The 20965-nt window shown below is 33.7% G+C and carries 6 protein-coding genes; all 6 read right to left on the bottom strand.

Features of this window, described 5'->3' with window-relative positions:
• Window positions 1–3: 3 nt before the first annotated feature.
• Window positions 4–4407 carry a type I polyketide synthase gene (locus tag C8C83_RS18575; protein ID WP_132011840.1) on the bottom strand — a complete coding sequence of 1468 codons (4404 nt, stop codon included), beginning with the start codon at window positions 4405–4407 and terminating at the stop codon, window positions 4–6.
• Window positions 4408–4470: 63 nt separating this feature from the next.
• Entirely contained in the window at window positions 4471–5412 is a 942-nt protein-coding gene (locus C8C83_RS18570; protein WP_121329866.1) for a TauD/TfdA family dioxygenase, read from the bottom strand.
• A gap of 52 nt (window positions 5413–5464) precedes the next feature.
• Window positions 5465–8851 (bottom strand): non-ribosomal peptide synthetase, encoded by a 3387-nt coding sequence (locus C8C83_RS18565; RefSeq protein ID WP_121329865.1) that lies wholly within the window; start codon window positions 8849–8851, stop codon window positions 5465–5467.
• A complete protein-coding gene (locus tag C8C83_RS18560) occupies window positions 8848–12072 on the bottom strand; it encodes a type I polyketide synthase (RefSeq protein WP_132011839.1) in 3225 nt (1074 codons plus the stop codon). The genes C8C83_RS18565 and C8C83_RS18560 overlap by 4 nt, the downstream gene beginning before the upstream one ends.
• Before the next feature lie 19 nt (window positions 12073–12091).
• Entirely contained in the window at window positions 12092–17545 is a 5454-nt protein-coding gene (locus C8C83_RS18555; protein ID WP_121329862.1) for a MupA/Atu3671 family FMN-dependent luciferase-like monooxygenase, read from the bottom strand.
• A complete protein-coding gene (locus tag C8C83_RS18550) occupies window positions 17533–20958 on the bottom strand; it encodes a non-ribosomal peptide synthetase (RefSeq protein WP_121329861.1) in 3426 nt (1141 codons plus the stop codon). The genes C8C83_RS18555 and C8C83_RS18550 overlap by 13 nt, the downstream gene beginning before the upstream one ends.
• Window positions 20959–20965: the final 7 nt, after the last annotated feature.

Here is a 20965-nt window from a genome sequence, read left to right as displayed (position 1 = left end):
TCATTATATTTTTAAAGTCTTGGTTTCTTTTTTACTCGTCTGCATTTTGATTAATTTGGCAATTTTGATTTCCTGCGATAACAATGTAACCGTTGGTTTTGCAAAAAAATCTTTAAGTGATATTTGAACATTATGTTGTTTCTGAACTCTTTTAAGCAAAGTCATTGCTTTGAGCGAGTTTCCTCCTAACTCAAAAAAGTTATCTTCCATTCCCAGCTTGTCAAAGCCAAGAAAAGATTGCCATAATTCGCAAAGTTCTATTTCCAAACTCGATTCCGGTGCCACATAATTATCACTAATCGCTTCTTGCTGAATGCCTGAATCAGCAGGATTAATGTCTTTTTCTTCTTTTGATTTTAAATGCTGAGCAATTGTATTCACATCTTGAAAAGAGACAATTGCAGAAGCTAATTTTTGGCTTAGAGATAACTCAAATATTCTGGCAATCTCCTCATCATTAAGAACTTCTTTATTCAAATCGTCCAGAAATAATGTCGTCCAGTTGAAGGTCTTATCTTGATTTTGCTCTTGCAATAATCTGGTATAAGTATCTGCGTATATATTTTCGTTTATGCCGTTTAACAAAGACGACAATTGCAACGGGAACCACACAAAATCAAGATCTTTGTCTTTAAAGTTTTCGTATAGATTATGTATTGGCTGAAACTTCTTTGTCTGTAATTCAATTAGATTGTTCAAATCAGATAAGTCTGCCAATCCGTTTTCTTCATTAATAAAAATTACTCCTGAAATTTTGCCGTGTTCACTTTCAACTTTATGAATCAATTCCTGAATTTCTTCTGTTTTGCTGTGATCAATCTGGTAATAATGAGTCTTATCATTTGATTTTCTAAGCTGACTTAATTTTTCAAATACATCATTATCTTTTTCTAAAACCTGACTTCCGGTAATCAATATCTTAGCATCATATTGCTTGCATAAATACTGCGAAATAATCTTTCCTGTTTTGCCAAAACCATTCATGATTAAATAGTTTTTATCACTTTTTATAACGTTGGAATTCGAAGTCGCATCAACTTTAATTTTTTCGAAAAAAGCGACCCATCTTTGATTATTTCGATAAGCAATTTCAGAAACCGATAAATTACATTCAAGATCATTCAAAATACTGCTGTCGTATACTTCTGATGCTTCATAAGTATCAAAATCCATAAAACAGGAGAATATATCTGAATTGTTTTTTATAATCATTCCTGCTGTTTTTTTGGCTAAAGCCTGAGCATTATTTATGGATTCATTGCCAAAAACAGTCGAAGCAAGGATTGAGATAAAAGTAATTTTCTTTAAATGTGCTGCTTGGTTAATAATTAGATTTCGACACAAATGCATCACCGGAATTGAATCTTTTAATACATTTTCTTCTTTTTGAAAACTCCAATTGTAAATTACCTGATCTATTTCTACACCTTTATCCTCAAGGGTTTTAAATAATTTTTCGTAGTGATCCTGTTCAAAAGGATTGATCGTTATTAAAGAAGGTGTTTCACTATATTCGGCGCCTTGCTTAACTTCAATTACATTATTTTCCTGCTGAAGTTTAGTAGTGATGCGTCTTAACAAAGTGTTTTCGTCTGAAAAAATCAAATAGTTAGAAGAACTCTTATTGCCTGTTACTGCAATTGATTTTTTCCAACTGGTTTGATAAAATGAATCCTGCAAATTACTCTTGCCTGTATCAAATAATAATCCCATATCTACCATTTGCTGGAAAGGATTGACTTTGACTTTCAGACTGGTTTTATCAAAACAATAACCCGGAGCAGAAATCTTTTGCTGATTATCCGATTTATTAAAAATATTCCAGTCTATTGCTGTACCATTTTGCCATAATTTACCAAGCGATTGCAGGTAATATTCGTGATCATTCGCTTCTTCTTTAGGATGTCTTAATAGATTGATTCCAAAGCTGTTTTTATTAAAAAGCTTATTCTGTTTTAGAAATGAAGTTAGAATTCCTCCTGATCCAATTTCGATATAATTGGCATTTCTTTTCTCTAATAAATAGCTGATTCCACCTAAAAAATTTACTGTATTTCTCAAATGCTTAACCCAATATTCCGGTGATACAGCTTCTTGAGCTGTTATTTCTTTTCCGCTTAAATTAGAAACAAAAGGAATTTTTGGAGTATGAAACTGAATATCTTTAATTGCTTCTTTGTAATCCTCTAATATTTCGTCGAGCAAAAGAGAATGTGCCGCTATCGAAATTTTTAATTCCGTATAGTCGATATCGTTTTGTTCTAATACTTTGATAAAATCAATAATATCATTTTTTGCACCTGAAATCACACAGGAATTCTCCATGTTTATGGTCGCAATTGATAATTTTTCTGTGAGATAAGCTTGTACTTTTTCTGCTGAAAGTTCAACGCCAACCATTCCTCCTTCAGGTAATCTGCTTGTTAATTCTCCTCTTTTGAGAACCATATCCAAAGCATCTTCAAACGAAAATACTCCACTGATACAAGCGGCAACATATTCGCCTAAACTATGTCCAATCATGCAATTAGGCTGAATACCGGTACTCATTAATAAACGAGCTAATGCGTACTCGACCAAAAAAAGAATCGGTAACATATATTCGATTGAATTAATCAAATCGGTATCTGTAGTTTCATCTTCCCAATAGCCTATTATTTTTTCAAAATCTTTTCCTGTTTTACTTTTTAACAGCGCAAAACCCTGATCCATAACCTCTTTAAAATAAGGTTCATTAAGATACAGTTCCCAAGCCATCTTGTAATATTGACTTCCACCACCGGAAAACATAAAGACAATATCTTTTGTTGCAGCGGAAGTTTTCTCTGAAGGTGTTTTTTGCGTAATATTCTCTAATGCTTCGATTGCTTCTGCGTTAGTTTTACAAACCACAAAATTTCTGTATTCAAAATGTTTCCTTCCAGTTTGTAATGTATAGGCAAGATTGTTCAGATCAACTGAGTCTTTTTCTTTAATGAAATCCTTTAGTTTATTCTGATAATTAAGTAATGCTGTTTTAGTTTTTGCAGAAAATACCAATAACTGATTTCCTTCTTTTTTTGTACTTACCTCAGCTGCAGGTTCTTCTTCAAGAATAGCGTGTGCATTCGTACCGCCAATTCCAAAACTGCTTACACCGGCTCTTAATAATTCATTATTTTTTCGAACCCAGTTTTGCAACTTGTCATTCACATAAAATGGACCTGACGAAAAATTTATTTCCGGATTTGGACTGCTGTAATTTATAGAAGGCAGAAGCGTTTTGTTTTTTAACGAAAGTGCCGTTTTAATCACACCAACAATTCCTGCTACAGTATCCAGATGACCAAGATTTGATTTAATAGAACCAATAGCACAACGGTGATTGGTATTGTAATTAAACGCTTTGTTCAGAGCCTCAATTTCTACAGGATCTCCTAGTTTGGTTCCTGTTCCGTGTGCTTCTATATAACTGATACTTTCCGGTTCAACTCCGGCAATTCGGTGGGCTAGTTTTATACATTCTGCCTGACCAACTATGCTTGGTGCAGTATAACCAACTTTTCGTTTTCCGTCGTTATTAACCGCTGTTCCTTTTATGACAGCATAAATATGATCTTTGTCTTGTATTGCATCTTCCCATCTTTTTAGTGCTATTACGCCCACTCCTTCTCCAAAAAAGGTACCGGAAGAATCTTTGTCAAAAGCTCTGCAACGACCATCTTCTGAAAAAACCATTCCTTCTTCATAAAGATATCCACTATCACCATCTTCGGTTGACATTAAACATGCTGCGCCTGCAACTGCTATTGAACATTCTTTAAGCAGTAAGTTTCTACAAGCAATATGTATAGAAGATAAAGAACTCGAACATGCGGTATCAATATAATAACTTGGTCCTTTTAAGTCTAAATTATAGGAAATAAGAGTGCTTATAAATGATTTATTGGCCAATCTTGTTCCCATAAAATCACCAACCTGACTATTAGGATTGATTAAGGCGTGCGATCTCCAGTTCAAATCATCAGATGCAGCCAGGTACAACCCAATTTTTCCGCTGTATTCATGAGGATTACAGCCTGCATCTTCTAATGCTAACCATACTTGCTCATGCATCAGCCTGATTTGTGGATTCATTAACTCCGCTTCATCTTTTGAATAACCAAAGAAAGAATAATCAAAACTTTCTGCGTTTTCAATATCTGATTTCGAAAAAATATATCTCGGATTATCAATCAATGATTCACTTACTCCCGCTTTTCTAAGTTCTTCAGGCGAAGGTGAATGATTTAATTCTTTTCCTTTAATTAGATTATCCCAAAGAGACTGGATATCATTTGACTGAGAAAATCTCCCGGATAAACCAATAATGGCAATATCTTTTTTTCGTTGGTCGCGCTTTACTTCGTTATTATTGACAAGACTCACTCTTAAAATGATTTAATTAATTATATTTTTTTGGATAACTGCGTGTTCTGTATGCTTTGATGATTAGTACTTTCTTCCCATACCAACCAAAATTTTTCTTGGTCCTTCAAAAGGTTCTCTACCGTGGGTATAAAGCATATTATCTAATATCAAAAGATCATTTTTCTCCCATTGAAAAGTAACTTTTGTATCTTCATATACATTTCTTATCAACGCAAGTGTTTCTAAATCAATAGGAGTTCCATCTCCATAATAAGCGTTTCTTGGTAAGTTTTCTTCTCCCAAAAGCTCAATAAGACCTTCCTGTATTTCCTCGTCTAAACTGCTTACATGAAACAAATGTGCCTGATTGAACCAAAGTTTATCGTTAGTTACAGGATGATTAATACTGGCTTGATTGGTTTGTTTTGTTCTCAATCCGTTCTCAGTCCATTCAAAATCGATATTGTTCTTTCTGCAATAGTTCTCTACCTCTGATTTGTCTTCTGTCTGAAAAACTTCTGTCCAAGGCAAATCGATATCCGAATAATTTCGCACATACATAACTCCCTTTTTTTCAAACTCATCACGTATTTCCTGTGGTATTTTTTTATACGCCAATCGACTATCTGATATAGGTGTATTTCCTAATTTCTGAGCTACAGTTACACATAAAAAGCCTATTCTCATTGGCCATGCATTAGAATATGCATTTTCGTTATGCTGCGGAATAGTTTCAGAAGGATGATATTCAGTCGCTGTATATACTTTATTTTTTAATTCAGTTCTTGGAGTTGATCTATAGGTATAATCCAATAATTCTTCTCCAAAAAGATTTCCTAAAATTTCACCAAACTCATTTTCATCTACATTTTTAAAACCTCTGATTAGCAATGCTCCTTCTGTAGACAGAAATGATTCAACAAAATCTTTATTGTTCTTTGCCCAATCAATTGGAGAAATGTCTTCATCAATTTGAAGTAAAATTTTTAAACCGGCTATTTCGTCAACATTTTTAATTTCCATATTGTTATTATTTAATTAGTAAAATAAAATGAGTCATTATTTCTTTAGGATTTTAATCTTCCATCAGATCCATCAAACTGTCAATTTCATCTGAAAGAGCAAAATCGTCTTCGTCCTCTTCTTGTGAAGTTTCCGTAAATGCATATTCTACCAATGCATTTATTGTGGCATATTGAAACAATAAGACAGGTTTTAAATCCATGTCAAATTCTTTGTTAATGGTGTTCAGAATTTTAATTAGTTTAATAGAGTTGGCTCCTAAGTCAAAGAAGTTATCATGAATTCCGATCTCTTTATGATCTCTGTCAAGTTCATTTGCGAAAATTTGAATTAGTTTTTCTTCTTTTTCATTTCGTGGAGATTCATAGGCAATTCCGGTCGATAGTTTATGATGTTCCGGACTTGGTAATGCTTTTGTATCTGCTTTTCCGTTTGATGAAAGTGTTAATTTATCTACCTGAACAAAATAGGACGGGATTTCATATTCCGGAATTCTTTCCGATAAGAACTTGCGCAAAGCCGATGCATTCTGAACTTCATCAGAAACTACATAAGCTACTAATTCATGCTCTAAATCTTCTTTTTTATAAACGGTTACGATAGCTTCCTTTAAATCCGGTTTTAACAACAAAGCGGTTGTTATTGCACCCAATTCGATTCTGTTACCTCTTATTTTAACCTGATTGTCTTTTCTGCCCAGATATTTTATTGTTCCATCTTCATTCCATGATGCGATATCTCCGGTTCTGTAAACTCTTTCGCCAGCAATAAACGGATCATCAATAAATCTTTCTTTTGTTAAATCAGGCAGATTAAGATATCCTTTGGCAACCTGTATTCCAGATATTAATAGTTCTCCTGCAATTCCTGCCGGTTGTAAATTAAGTGCTTCATCAACAATATAAATTCTTGTATTTGCAACAGGTTTTCCAATGGTTACGGTATTTGAGATCTCCAAATCTGTAACATCTATTGCGGTTACATCTATGGCAGCTTCTGTTGGTCCGTAATAATTATGAATTCTGGTTTGAGGAAATTGTGTTTTGCTTTGGCTTACTATTTTAGGAAGTAATTCTTCTCCACTACAAATAATATGCTTAAGGGCTGAAACTTCTTTGTAAGTAGCAAATTGCAGAAAAACACTTAACATCGAAGGAACAAAATGAATGATACTTACTTGTTCTTTCTCTATTATTTCTTTTAGATATTCCGGATCTTTATGTCCGTCTGGTTTTGCGATAATTAAGGTGCTGCCAATACTTACAGGAAGTAAAAATTCCCATACCGAAACATCGAATGTATAAGGCGTTTTCTGTAAAAAAACTTCCTTTTCTTTTACATTCAAATCATCTTTCATCCATACTAATCTGTTGAACAAACCTGCATGTTGATTTAAGACTCCTTTGGGCACTCCTGTTGAACCGGAAGTATAAATACAATAAGCTAAATCATTTGGAACTGGCTTAAAAGAAAGGTTCTCTGTAGCATAATCATCTTTTACTGAGAAGAATTTTTCTAACTCCCTTTCATTAATCACAACTTTTATTCTGGCATCTTCTATAATGTAACTGATACGATCCTCAGGATAATCAACTCCAATAGGAACATAAGCTGCGCCTGCTTTTAAGATGGAAATAATCGACAAAGGCATTTTTTCGCTTCTCTCTAATTGTATTCCAACTAAATCATTGGCTGTGATTCCGTAATTTTCTTTTAAATAATTCGCCAATTGATTTGCCAATTGATTTAATTGATGATACGAATATTCTTTTTCTTCAAATTTGACTGCTGTATAATCCGGAGTACTTTTTACCTGTTCTTCAAACAGATCAAGTACTGTTTTATCTGTTGCATATTTTACATCTGTTTGGTTCAAACCAATAATCAGCTCATTTCGTTCATGATTACTGATAATATTAGCTTTGCCCACATTTGCGTGCGGAAATTCTATTAATGATTTAAGCAGGCGTTCAAAATGATTAGACATTCGTTCTATTGACGCTTTCTTAAAAATATCTTTGTTGTATTCCCAACTCAATGCTAAACCATTCTCGTCTTCGTTGACCGTAAAAGACAAATCGTACATCGCAAATGGTTTTGATTGTTCGATTTGTTTTAAAGATAATTCCGGTAGTTTCGGTTCTGCTTTTTCATTGTTTTGCAAAACAAACATGATCTGAAAAAGAGAACTGTAATTTGGATTTCGCTTTGGTTGTAATTCTGACACTAACATATCAAAAGGCATTTGCTGATGCGAAAAAGCATCATACATCATCTCTTTATTTCGATTAATTAATGTTACAAAACTTTCATTCTGAGACAAATTACTGCGCAACACCAGCATATTAACAAAGAAACCTATCAGATTTTTAACTTCTGATTGTTCTCTGTTTGCAATAGGTGTACCCATTATTATGTCGGTTTCATTACTATATCTTGCCAATAAAAGACCAAAAATGGTATGTAATCCCGTAAATAAAGTCGCTCCTTCTTTATCGCATATCTTCTTTAAGCTGTTTAAAGTTGTGCTATCAATTTGGGAGTAAATTGTATCACCTTCAAAAGTTTGTACTTTAGGTCGTGTATAATCAAGAGGTAAACTATGTACCGGTGGCAAATCTGACAATTGATTTAACCAGTAATTTTTTAATTCTTCTAATTTTTCCTCTTTTAATGTTTCCTGTTGCCAATGTGCATAATCAGAATATTGAATCTCCAGCTCCGTCAAAGGGTTTAATTTTCCCTGAGAATAAGCTGTGTATAAAGTATTAAATTCATTAATTAAAATTCCTATTGACCAACCGTCTGTAGCAATATGATGCATATTAACTACAGCAATAAATTCATCTTCCTTAATCTGAAGTAATTTAACCCGAAGCATGATGTCGCTTTTCAGGTTAAAAACTTTTTTAGATTCTTCTGTTTGAATTTTATATATAATTGTATCCTGCTCTTCTTTATTGAAACTGCGCAAGTCCTCATTCCCTATTTGAATTGGAACAAACGGCTGCACAATCTGAATAGCATTGCCATTCTTATCCAAATCATATACGGTTCGCAATACTTCATGACGCTCGAGAATGGTATCGAATGCTTTTTGAAAAATAGCTTTATTTAAATTTCCTTTTAATAATAAAGCATTTGAAATATTATAATGTGTACTTCCTTCAATTTGATCTAAAACCCATAAACGCTGCTGCGCAAAAGAAAGCGGTTTATCTAATGCGTTTTTATCTTGTTTTAGGATTGGTGATTTTTTAAGTTTATTCTTTTTTGTGTTCTGAATAAATTGTTTAACCTCTTCCTTATGTTGTTGTAATTTAGAAAACAGAGCATCGTCAATTCCTTTTTCCGGTAATTGACATAATAGTTTATCTTCCTTTACAGAAAGCTTTACCTTATTTTCAATTAACTCTTTTAACAATAATTCTATATTCATAATTCAATATAATTGTCGTTATTATTATCCATTTCGATGGTCTCTACTAACTCGAGAATTTCCTTTTTTGAGTCGATCAAAACAGCCAGTTCTTTTATCGTCTGGCATTCTGACAACTCTCTGAAAGACAATGTGATTTCGAATTTATCAGACAATAAAGACAGTAATTTTGTAGCCAATAAAGAGTTTCCGCCTACTTCAAAATAATTGTCTTGTATTCCTGCAGGAGAATAGCCTAAAATAGTGCTCCAATATTCCTGGATACTTTTTTCGGTTTCAGTTTCCGGTGCTACAAATACACTGTTGACATTTCTTTTTTTATTGAATTGTATAGAGCTTGGAGTTATTTCTTCACTATCTAAAACAACCTCATCATACAATACTTCAATTAGATTACTAATTTTTTCTGTTGTCGAAAAAAGCTTTTTAACTTCATTTAAATACTGCGCATTTAAATCGTTTAAGCTGTTTAATAGCTCCTCTGAAACTTCCTTATCATGAGCAAGTTCAATCTCTATTGAAGATCTTAGTCGGTCGCTTTTATATTGATTGTTGGTCTTATAATAAGATTCCTTTACGTCGTAAAAACTCTTGTAATTGATCTTGATTTTTGGTTTCCAAAACCTGTCTTTTGAAAAAACGTAACCTGGTATCGGAACTCTTTTTCCTTCGTGAACTTCAGGTAAATTAAAACGTACTCCTTTTGCAAGAAGAATCGCTTTTGCTTCATAAAAATTAGTTACAGCATTGCTTTTATTGGATGGTCTTGGCAATAAACTAACGGTGCTAACCTGATGATTAAAGATCGTATTGGCAAAATAAGACAATCCGTTTCCTGGTCCAATTTCAATAAAAACAGGATTCGAAAAATGAGAAGCTGCCTTTTTTATCGCTTGCGAAAACTTTACAGGATGAATGATTTGGTTTAACCAATACAGTTTAGAACAAAAAACTTCCGGTTCTACAAGATCACCTGTATAGGTAGAAAATATTACAGATTCAAAACTTTTAAACTCTGCCTGAGACAATATTTCATCATATTCAGCTAAGACATCGTTCATCATTTGCGTATGATAAGCGTGGGATACTTTTAATTTTTTGTATTCGATGCTATTTAATTCCAATATGCTGCATTGCTCACCAATATCTTCTATCGATCCTCCAATTACAACACTATTATCAGCATTGAAAGCACAAAAAGAAACTCCGTTTAGCAATAATGGTTTTAGGTCATTTTCTGTAGATTGTACCAGAAGCATTGCTCCTTTTGGCATCATTCCCATTAATCTTCCGCGATGGTAAACGAGTTTTAATGCATCTTCCAGTGTAAGAGAACCTACAATACAAGCCGCTGTATATTCTCCCAAACTGTGTCCGATGATTGCATCCGGTTTGATTCCGGCTCTCATTAATTCTTTGGTAAGGCAATATTCAACTATGAATAAGCCTATTTGCGTATTTTCGGTTTTATCTAATAAAACACTGTCATCAGAGAAAATGGTTTCCTTAAAATCAACCTGAGATATTGTTTTCAGATAATCAAAACAATAATTCATATCCTTTTTAAAGGCTTCATTATTCTCATATAATGCTAATGCCATATTCGCATATTGGCTGCCTTGTCCCGGAAACATGAACACCGTTTCGGGTATATTTCCAAATCCTTCAAAACAATTATCGTTTTGAATTCCGTTTAATTGCGCTACTAATTCATCTTTATCAGTACAAACCACACTAAATCTGTACGGCATAACTTTTCTTCCGTAAAGGCTCGAAAATTCTAAATCAGCAAGTGTTAGTGTTGGATTTGCTAATACATATTCTGATAATTGTTTTTTCTGCGATTGCAAATTTTGTTGGTTCAAAGAAGATAATGCGACTACAAAAGGTCTTTTAGTTTCTTCTTCTACATCGATCATTGGCGGTTCTTCAACAAGCACGTGAACATTACTTCCGCCAACTCCTAAAGAACTAACTCCTGCTCTTCTAAGTTCAAAATGTTGTGGCCATACTGACGTTTTTTGGCTCACATAAAAAGGAGAAGTACTTAATTGTAAAGAAGGATTCGCTTCTGAAAAATTAATACTCGGTACCAGAATCCCTTTATTCACACATAATGCGGCTTTAATAATCGAAGCTATTCCTGCAGCTGCATCCAAATGTCCAATATTTCCTTTTACAGAACCAATAGCACAATATTGCACCTTATCTGTGTATTCCCGAAATGCTTCGGTAAGTGCCGCTACTTCAATCGGATCTCCAATTAAAGTTCCTGTACCATGTGCTTCAATCATTCCCACAGATTCCAGATCAATATCTGCAACTCCTGAAGCTTCAAGAACGACATCTCTTTGAAAACTTACACTTGGAGTGGTATATCCCTGTTTGTTGGCTCCGTCATTATTTGTTGCAGTTCCTTTTATCAATGCATAAACATAATCTTTGTCTTTTATAGCATCGGTTGCTCTTTTTAAAACAATCGAACCAACGCCGTCTCCATTAACTGTTCCGCTGGCAGCGCTGTCAAAAGGACGACAAACTCCGTCTTTAGAATAGATGGATCCGGGTGTATGTATATAACCTATATTTTCATTTGAATCGAAAGATACTCCTCCCGCCAAAGCCATATCACATTCGCGATTCAATAAACTTTGACAGGCTAAATGAACGGCAAGTAATGAAGTCGAACAAGCTGTTTGCACGCTCATTGCCGGTCCTGTTAGATTAAGCTTATAAGAAATCCACGTTGCCAAAAAATCTTTTTCATTTAAGATTCTGTACAACAAAGGATCTGCATGCTCTGTATATGAATTTGTATCTAATACTTTTAATAAATAAGAGTTCGTAGACATTCCACAAAAGTTTCCTACAGCCACATCGAGACGACTCATATCATAACCGGCATCTTCTATGGCATGCCAGCTCGTTTGCAATAACAATCTAATTTGAGGATCCATATGTGTAGCCTCTATATTTGATAGTCCAAAGAAATCAGCATCAAAGTATTTTGCATCTTCAAGCCTTGAACTTGCATTAACAAAACGCTTATGATTCAACATACTTTCAGAAAAACCGGATGCAAGAAGCTCTTCTTCATCGACTTTAACGATACTATTGACACCACTAACAAGATTTTGCCAATATTCATCTATGTTTTTTGCGTTAGGGAACCGACCAGCCATCCCTATTATGGCAATATCATTTTCAGAAATTTGTTTCATTTTGTCCAACTTTTGTTAATTAATTTCGATTAGAACGGGCATTTCGTCGAGACGCTCCTTTGTCTACTGCTTTTTTGATTGCAACATCTTCCTGATTGTCTTTGTTGGCATTTTCTATCAATTTTGCCTGCTGAGGAATTGTAGGGTTTCGGAAAAGTTCTATTAATGAAAACTCAACACTAAATTCTTTTTGAAGCTTTTCATGCAATACAACAATCTCAATTGAATTACCTCCAGCCTCAAAAATGCTGACGTGATATGGGATGTTTTCTTTCTTAAGAACCTCACACCAAATGCGATAAATATCTAATTCTGTTTTATTATTAAGTGTGATAACATTATTCGAAATAGATTCCTGAGGTTTAATTTCTTTCAACTTCATCATGTCTACTTTTCCATTTTCCATTAAAGGAATTGACGGCACAAAATTGATATCCTTAGGACTCATATAATCCGGAAGCATTTTCTTTACAAAATCTCTGATAGAAGTCTCGTTTGTTTGCGATTCGAATTGTTGCTGGATTTGATCTTTTTTCTTCTCGCCAATCTTGTGATTAGTTCCATAAACCATATAGGTATTTTCGTCTCTTGGCAATTCGGCATCGCTCATTACCAATTCGTCAACGTTTACCTCATATCCTTTTATGTTAAGCAGCTCTAAGATGGTATTCAGATTATTGTCTCCGTCGACTTCAATTGCAACCTGATGGATCATTGGCCAATGTTCTTCACGAATTCCTTCTAATACCAGACATTCGCTCTTTTCTACGTCTATCTTTAGTAAATCTATTGCCTGTATTTTCAGATCATCAATTACATCAGATATTGTTGTAAGCTGACATTCGACTTCATTAGAATTATACAACGAGGTAAGGTATTCTCTGAATTCGTTCGAAAAATCATTTTCTCCGTCTATAGTATCGTAGAAAGATTTTACAATGCTGTTTTTTTCTCCGGATTGATACGTTTCATCTGCCATGAGGGCTTTGTCATACTCTATATATTTTCCGACTGCATCAACGATTGTCTCTTTTTCTGTAAACCTGCCCGACATTCCAGACATCTCCGGATAATAATGAAAAGTTGCGCTTTCTTTTTTATTGGAAACTCCAAAATTCAGAATACGTCCTTTTATTTGTCGGTGCTCAAAATTTTTCTTAAGAGCAGAAAAAATTTGCGGAATAGGTTCAAAAGCAATAATTGTTGCGCTAGGCTGACTTTGGTTTACCTCCATACTAAAGGTTCCTATATTGGCTCCTACATCTAATACTAAACCATTCTCAGGTACTTTTATATGGTGTCTGGAATAGATTCCGTCCTGAAATATTTCTTTATACAACATTGCCAATTGGCGATCAGACTGGTGATAAACAGTACTGCCATCAGGGAAATAAAAAGGTTTCGCTTGTTCTTCAACAGGAAGTTCTGTGTAGTTTCCATAAACAATATCATCCTTAATTACGTAGGCTGACAAGTAGGTTGTATTGTTTTCTGTAATTGGTAAAACTTTACAATTTTTAACTCCGGGAACTTTAGAAATTGTTTTTTCTATTTCTTCAAGTTCAATACGATAACCGTTTACTTTAACCTGATTGTCTTTTCGGCCAACATACTCAAACGTTCCATCGCTTGTCAATTTCATTAAATCTCCCGTTTTATAAAATCGGCTGTTGCCAAAGTGAGAATTAATGACTTGTTTAAAGCTTTTATTCGTGAGTTCAGCATTATTATAATATCCTTTAGCAACTCCTGAACCTCCAATATAAAGTTCTCCAACAACTCCAAAAGGTACTTGTTGCTCAAACTCGTTCAGAAGCAATAAATTGGTATTTATTATAGGTTTACCAATTTTAAAGTCTTTGCTGTTAATCTCTCTCCATGTTGACCAAACTGTAGTTTCAGTCGGTCCGTACATGTTATACAACTTAGAATTAGTAATTAAACTAAGGCTGTTAATTAAATTTTGATTTAAAGGTTCTCCACCAATAAACCAATGCTGAACTGAAGATAATTCTTTGGATTTATCCTGACTATTTAAATCTGCTATCAGTTTAGATTGTGATGGAGTCATCTGAACGTGAGTCACTTTATACGTGTCAATAAGCTCCAATTCGGTTCTTTGATTGTCTATATTTAATAGTTTTGTAAGCTCAGCCTGAGAGTGATATAAGGTTTTGGTTTCTATAATCTTTTCAAGTCTGGACAATACTTTTTCGCTTTCAACTCCAAAATCTACTAAACAAGCTACTTCAGTAACTCCGATATTCTGGATACTAAAAAGCATTTTCTGACACGATTCAGGAGTACCAATAAGTGTATTTTCTTTACTGAATTTTCTGTATGCAATATCAATGATTTCATCACTTTGCGTATCAATATCTAACCCTAACTCTTTTGCCAAAGGCTCCATTAATTTCATAGAAGATCTCAGATAATCTTTAAACGGCTGCTCACTGGTAGCAGTCGCATCTTCATGTGAAGCGTCAATATAAGTATGAAGCATCAGAGAAACTTGTTTATCTTCTATGCTAAATCCGTTGTCTTTTAAGGCTTGGTGATACACCGCAATATTTGCTTCCAGTTTTTCTAACGTTTGCCCAAGCATGTGCGTTAGAATATTGGCGCCAATTTCTCCGGCATATTTAAAAGTTTCAGGACTTCCGGCAGCAGTTATCCAAAGCGGTAATTTTTTTTGTATTGGCGTTGGTCTGATTTGTATTGTAAAGTCTTTATCAACACCATTCTTGCGCACGATAGGATTTCCTTCCCAAAGGTTTTTAAGCTCAGTAACTTTTTCACGCATCTCATTATGGCGATCGCTATAATTTGAATTTGAAAAAACAAAATCATTAGGATGCCATCCGGACGCAATACTTATTCCTACGCGACCATTGCTTAAATTATCAACTATCGACCATTCTTCTGCAACACGAATTGGATCATGCAAAGGAAGTACAACACTTCCCGACCTGATACTTATATTCTTAGTCATCGTCGATATAGCACCACTTAAAACCGAAGGACTTGAAAATGCTCCTCCAAATTCACCAAAATGACGTTCCGGTGTCCAAATTGCAGTAAAATCGTTTTGATCTGCATATTTTACAGTATCTAACAATAAATCATACTTCTGATTATTGTTTTTATCAGCTCCAAAAAACATGATGCTGAAATCAATCTTTTTTGATGGCGTTATTTTATCATGTGACACTAATTTAAAAGGATTCGATTGTTGCAATACAACCTTATGTCCTCTCGAAATCGTCCAGATAAGTTCTAAAACCGAGATGTCGAAATTAACACTCGTTTGCGCAAGCCACGTTTGTTTGGTTTCGCTGCCAAAAGAAATATCTAAGCCTTTTAATAAATTACTTAAATTATCATGGGTAACTTCAATCCCTTTAGGTTTTCCGGTTGTTCCCGAAGTAAAAATAATATAGGCTACATTGTTACCGCTGCAATTTGTCGCAATTACCTGATTTTCTTTTTGAGATTGAGGTTTGTCTAAATAAACAAAATCCTCATTTGATGATCCGTTTAAAAAAAGTTCTTTTAATGCGCTTAATGTTACAATACACTTAGGCTGTGCATCATTTATAGTCTGATTTATTCGCTCTGAAGAGTAAACAGGATCAAGAGGAATATAGGCGGCTCCAAGTTTAAAACAGGCAAAAATTGTAGCGACCATTTCGAAATTACGCAATAAACAGATTCCTACTTTGTCTCCGTTTTGTACGCCCTGATCTAATAAAAAACCAGCAATTGCATCGACTTTTTCTCCTAATTGTGCATAGTTATACGAAACATCATTACTAATAATGGCCGTTTGATTTGGATTGTTCTTCGTTTGATAGTCAAAAAAGTTTATGGCACTTTCGTTCGTACTCACTTCAACTACATCTCCGCTTAAGTGTTCGTATATTTGATTTGCTTCTTTTTCACCGATAAGGTTTGCTTTAAAAACATTTTCATCAGGATTAGCTAATAGAGAACTTAATAAGGTATTAAAATGTTCTGCCATACGAACAATAGTTGACTCCACAAAGAGATCTGTACTGTATTCCCAGGAAAGGATAAGTCCGTCCGGGGTTTCGGTTACATTTAAACTAAGATCATATTTAGCGCTATTTCCGTCTTTATAATTAAAGGGTTCCAATACAATATCACTCAAAGAAATTTCTTCTTGGGTATTATTTTGAAGCGATAATAAAACCTGAAATAATGGATTGTGTCCCAAATTTCTTGGAACTTTTAATTCTTCTACAAGTTTTTCAAAAGGCATTTGTTGATACTCATAAGAGTCTTCCAACATTTTTTTGCTTTGTTTTAGTAATGCTCTGAAACTTGGTTCTTGTGATAAATCACTTCTTAAGACCAAAAGATTCATAAAAAAACCAACGAGATTCGCAATTTCAGCTTTTTCTCTATTAGCAATTGGAGTACCAACAACAATGTCTTTTTCATTGCTATATCGTGCTAACAAAGTACTAAATGCAGCATGAATTGCCATAAATAAAGTAGCGCCTTCTGCCTTAGATAAATTGTATAAAGCAGTTAATGTATTTTTTTCAACAAATGAATTATAGGTATTTCCATTAAAAGTTTGTGTAAATGGTCTTGGGTTATCCAATGGCAAACTATGAATCACAGGTAAATCTGCCAATTGTTTTTTCCAATAATTGATCTGATTGTCCAAAACTTTTCCTTTCAGCCATTGTCTTTGCCAATAGGCATAATCAGCATATTGTATGTTTAATTCCGGCAGTGTATTAGATTCTCCTCTAAGATAACTACTGTAAAGAATATTAAATTCGTTAACTAAAATTCCAATAGACCATCCGTCTGAAGCAATATGATGCATGGTTACGATCAGAATATGTTCTTCATCATTTATTTTGAGCAATTTGACTCTTAACAACAAATCTTTTGTTAGATCAAATACGTTATTTGCTTCTTGCTCAATTAATTCTAAAATATGAGATTCAAATTTTTGAATTGACGGATCTATTTCTTCAACTGTAACATTAAAATTTGGTACATCCTGAATTTTTTGAACGGGTTCTCCATGACCATCAACAAAAAAGCTGCTGCGCAAACTGCTGTGTCTTTCAAGAATCGTGGCAAAAGTTTGATTTAAAGCTTCGTAATTTATTTTGCCTTTTAATTTAAAAGTAGAAGCAAGATTATAATGTGAACTACCATTATTGATTCGATCCAGAAGCCATAAACTTTGTTGGGAAAAAGAAAGCGGTTTTGGCAGCTCTTTGTCCGTTTTTTTGATCTCGGGAATTTCCTGAGTCTGGCTTTCTATCAAAGAAATAATTGCTTCTTTATTGTCTTTTAAAAACTCTTTTTGTGCAGTATCTAATGCGCTTAAATTACCTTTTACCAAAAGTTTACCTTGGGAAACTTCAAAACTTATGCCTTCCTGAATTAACTGTGTTAACCTCTGCTTTATACTTAGATTTCCCATACTTCTGAATTTTGATTTGTTGTAGTTTCTTCTGTTATACTTACGTTTACGCCTCCTTTAAATAGTATTTCATCGTCAATTGCTTTTGCCAATTCACGTATGCTTTGGAGCGTAAATACATCTTTCATGTTTATTTTAATTTCAAAAATTTCGTTGATTTTATAGATCATACGAACGATGTAAAGTGAGTGACCTCCTAATTCAAAAAAGTTGTCCTCAATACCTACTTTTTCTATGCCTAAAAGCTCTTGCCAAATAGCCGCTAACTTTGCTTCTGTTTCATTTGTTGGCGCTACATATTCTCTTGAAATACTGTTTTCAGGCGTAACATCCGGTAAGGCTTTTCTATTTACTTTTCCGTTTGGAGTTAATGGAATATTGTCAAGTTTTACATAAAAATTTGGCACCATATAATCCGGAAGCCTGCTGTTTAGAAAACGTACAACCTCTTTTTTATCCAATTCATTATCGGATACATAATAAACGACAAGGGCATTTTCTCCGTTTATTTTTTTAGCTTCTACAACAGTATGTTCAATACTATTTGAAAACATCTGAATTTGAATTTCGATCTCTTCCGGTTCAATTCTAAAACCTCTTATTTTTACCTGAGTATCATTTCTTCCCAGATAAATGATATTTCCGGAATAATCCATATAAGCCAAATCTCCGGTCTTATACAATTTTTGATCGCGATCTAATGGATTTGAAATAAATCGTGTTTGTGTTAATTCCGGTAGTTTTACATATCCTTTGGCAACATTTTCACCGCCTATATATATTTCGCCAATTACTTTATTTGGTACTGGCTGAAGATTACTGTCTAATATGTATAGCGTTGTATTTGCCAATGGCTTACCAATAGGCATATAATGTATAATATCGCTGGTATTGGCTGAGATTGTAAAACTAGTCACCACATGGGTTTCTGAAGGTCCATAATGATTGTGAAGCTTTACGTGAGGAAATTCCAGTAAAAATCTTTCTAAAGCGCCACTAATGATTAATTGTTCCCCTGACGATATAATATCTTTAAGCTGATTTTTTTTGAAAAATTCCGTATCTGTATGATCAAAAAAACTGGTCATAGCAGAAAATGGAAAGCATAAAACCTCAATTTTATTTTCTATAATGTAAGTAGATAAAGCACTAAAATCGAGCTTCATGGATTCTGGAGTTACATATAATACTCCGCCACTACTAAGCACAAACCAAACATCCTGAAGAGAGACATCAAAACTAAAAGAAGTGTACTGCAAATGTCTCAAACCTGACGAGATACCGGAATCATATATATTCCATTGTATTAAATTAGACAACATTCGATGTGTCTGAATAACTCCTTTTGGGTTTCCTGTTGACCCTGAAGTGTAGATAATAAAAGAAGAATCATCTAATTCATTAACGATAACAGGGTTTTCTACTAATTCGTCTGAGTATTGAAACTCATCCAAAGAGATTAAATTGATATGTTCTGTTCTTCCGCTATATTTTATATTAGAAGTAGTAAGTATGTTTGTTATCTCAGCATCGGCGATGATATATTCTCTTTGACTTTCCTGATATTTACTGTCTATTGGAACGTAACATGCTCCGGATTTAATAACACCCAACATCGCAATAACATTATACTGCGATCGGTCTAACAGAACACCAATGTTAGTATTTGGCAAAACATTATACTCGTCTCTTAGCATTTTTGCTATTTGATTCGAATAATTGTTTAATTGAAGATAGCTGATTTTTACGTCTTCATAATGTAAAGCAATAGCATCCGGAGTAGCAATTACTTGTTTTTCTAAGAATGCTATTACGGTATCTTTTTTATATTTATTTATATCTAAATCTAAATTTTGAATTCCAATATGTCCTTCTAAATAGTTAAATCCGCTTATACTTTCCTGAGGCTTCGTTAAGAGTAATTCTACTATTTTTTTGTAGTGTCCAATAAATTGTCTGATAAATTTTTCTTCGAATAAATCAGTATTGTATTCTACTTTAAGCGATAAAAGTTCATTTTCGGTTTCCTCTATATAGATTAACAAATCAAATTTACTTGTAGTCGATTTTTCAACAGTAATCGTTTCCAAAGACTCTTCACTATCAAATTGTTCTTCGTTTTTTGCTCCGTCTTTTGGTAAAACCACAAGCATAACATCAAAAAGAGGATTTCTCGAAGGATCTTTTTTAAGTTTTAATTCTTTGACTAATTCTTCAAATGGAAATTGCTGATTATTGTGCGCTTCTAATATCGATTGTTTTACGCCAGCAAAAAAAGTATCAAATGAATCTGATTTTTCTACTCGGTTTCTAATTGCCAAAGTATTGGTATAAAAACCGATCTGATTATTCAAATCCATATGCTCTCTGGCAGCAAAAGGACTTCCTATAATGCTATCATTATTTCCGGTGTATTTTGCTAACATTACATGCAATGTGCTCAACATTACCATATATAAAGAACCTTCTTTACTTTTTTGATAAGCATTTACAGCACTCGAAATGTTCTTATTAAAATAGGTTTTCAGAGTTTGTCCATGATATGTTTTTACCGGCGGACGATTACTTTTAATTGGTAATTCTAAAACTGGCGTTTCGGTCGAAAGTTTATCTAACCAATATGCTTTTTGCTTTAAAAAAGATTCTCCTTCCAGGTTTTCCAGACTCCATAATGTAAAATCTTTATACTGAATTCTTAATTCTGGCAGTTCCGGTAGTTTGTTTGCTTTTAGTGCAGTATAAACCGTTAATATTTCGCTTTTTAAAATAGGAATTGACCACGCATCACAGATAATATGATGTAAATTACAATAGAAATAATAGCTATTGTTTTCATATTTTAATAAAGCGGCTCTTAGCAAAGGTCCGTTCTCTAAATCAAAAGATATATTTAAATCTTCCTTGATGTATTCGTTTACTTTGTGCAAAGAATTTTCAACTTCTGTAAAATCTTTATAATCCAGATTAAAGTTTAATTCTTTTGCGGATAGAATATGTTGCTGCAATTCTTTTTCTGAATTCAGGCGAAAAACTGTTCGCAATATTTCATGTCGGTTAATTGCATAACGTATCGCTTCTTCTAAAACATTTTTATCATAATCGCCTACTAATTTAACTTCAAAAGGAATATGATAAGCAATCGATGCGCTAGTTGACTGTGATTCAAACCAAATTCTAAATTGTGCATTCGATGCAGGATAACTATTTGATTCTTTTGCTTTTGGTATTTCTTTAAATTTATTAATTGAGATAGACTGCAGATAATTTATAATCTGTTCTTTATTATTTCTTACTATTTCCACAACCTCATCTTCAACATTCTCTTTTAACAGAGATACTTCTAACTGATCTTCGACTAGCTTTACCGCTACTCCTTTTTCTCTTAGTTCTTTAATTAAAAAGATTGTTTCCATGTGTAAT

Origin of the sequence: Flavobacterium sp. 90, assembly GCF_004339525.1 — a bacterium.
Taxonomy (GTDB): Bacteria; Bacteroidota; Bacteroidia; order Flavobacteriales; family Flavobacteriaceae; genus Flavobacterium.
The sequence above is the reverse complement of the archived record's forward strand: the minus strand, read 5'-3'. Positions and strand labels throughout refer to the sequence as shown.

Excerpts from the sequence above, each read along its gene's own strand:
- C8C83_RS18555 (WP_121329862.1), bottom strand. The coding sequence starts at position 17,545 with ATGGGAAATCTAAGTATAAAGCAGAGGTTAACACAGTTAATTCAGGAA.
- C8C83_RS18570 (WP_121329866.1), bottom strand. The coding sequence starts at position 5,412 with ATGGAAATTAAAAATGTTGACGAAATAGCCGGTTTAAAAATTTTACTT.
- C8C83_RS18550 (WP_121329861.1), bottom strand. The coding sequence starts at position 20,958 with ATGGAAACAATCTTTTTAATTAAAGAACTAAGAGAAAAAGGAGTAGCG.
- C8C83_RS18565 (WP_121329865.1), bottom strand. The coding sequence starts at position 8,851 with ATGAATATAGAATTATTGTTAAAAGAGTTAATTGAAAATAAGGTAAAG.
- C8C83_RS18560 (WP_132011839.1), bottom strand. The coding sequence starts at position 12,072 with ATGAAACAAATTTCTGAAAATGATATTGCCATAATAGGGATGGCTGGT.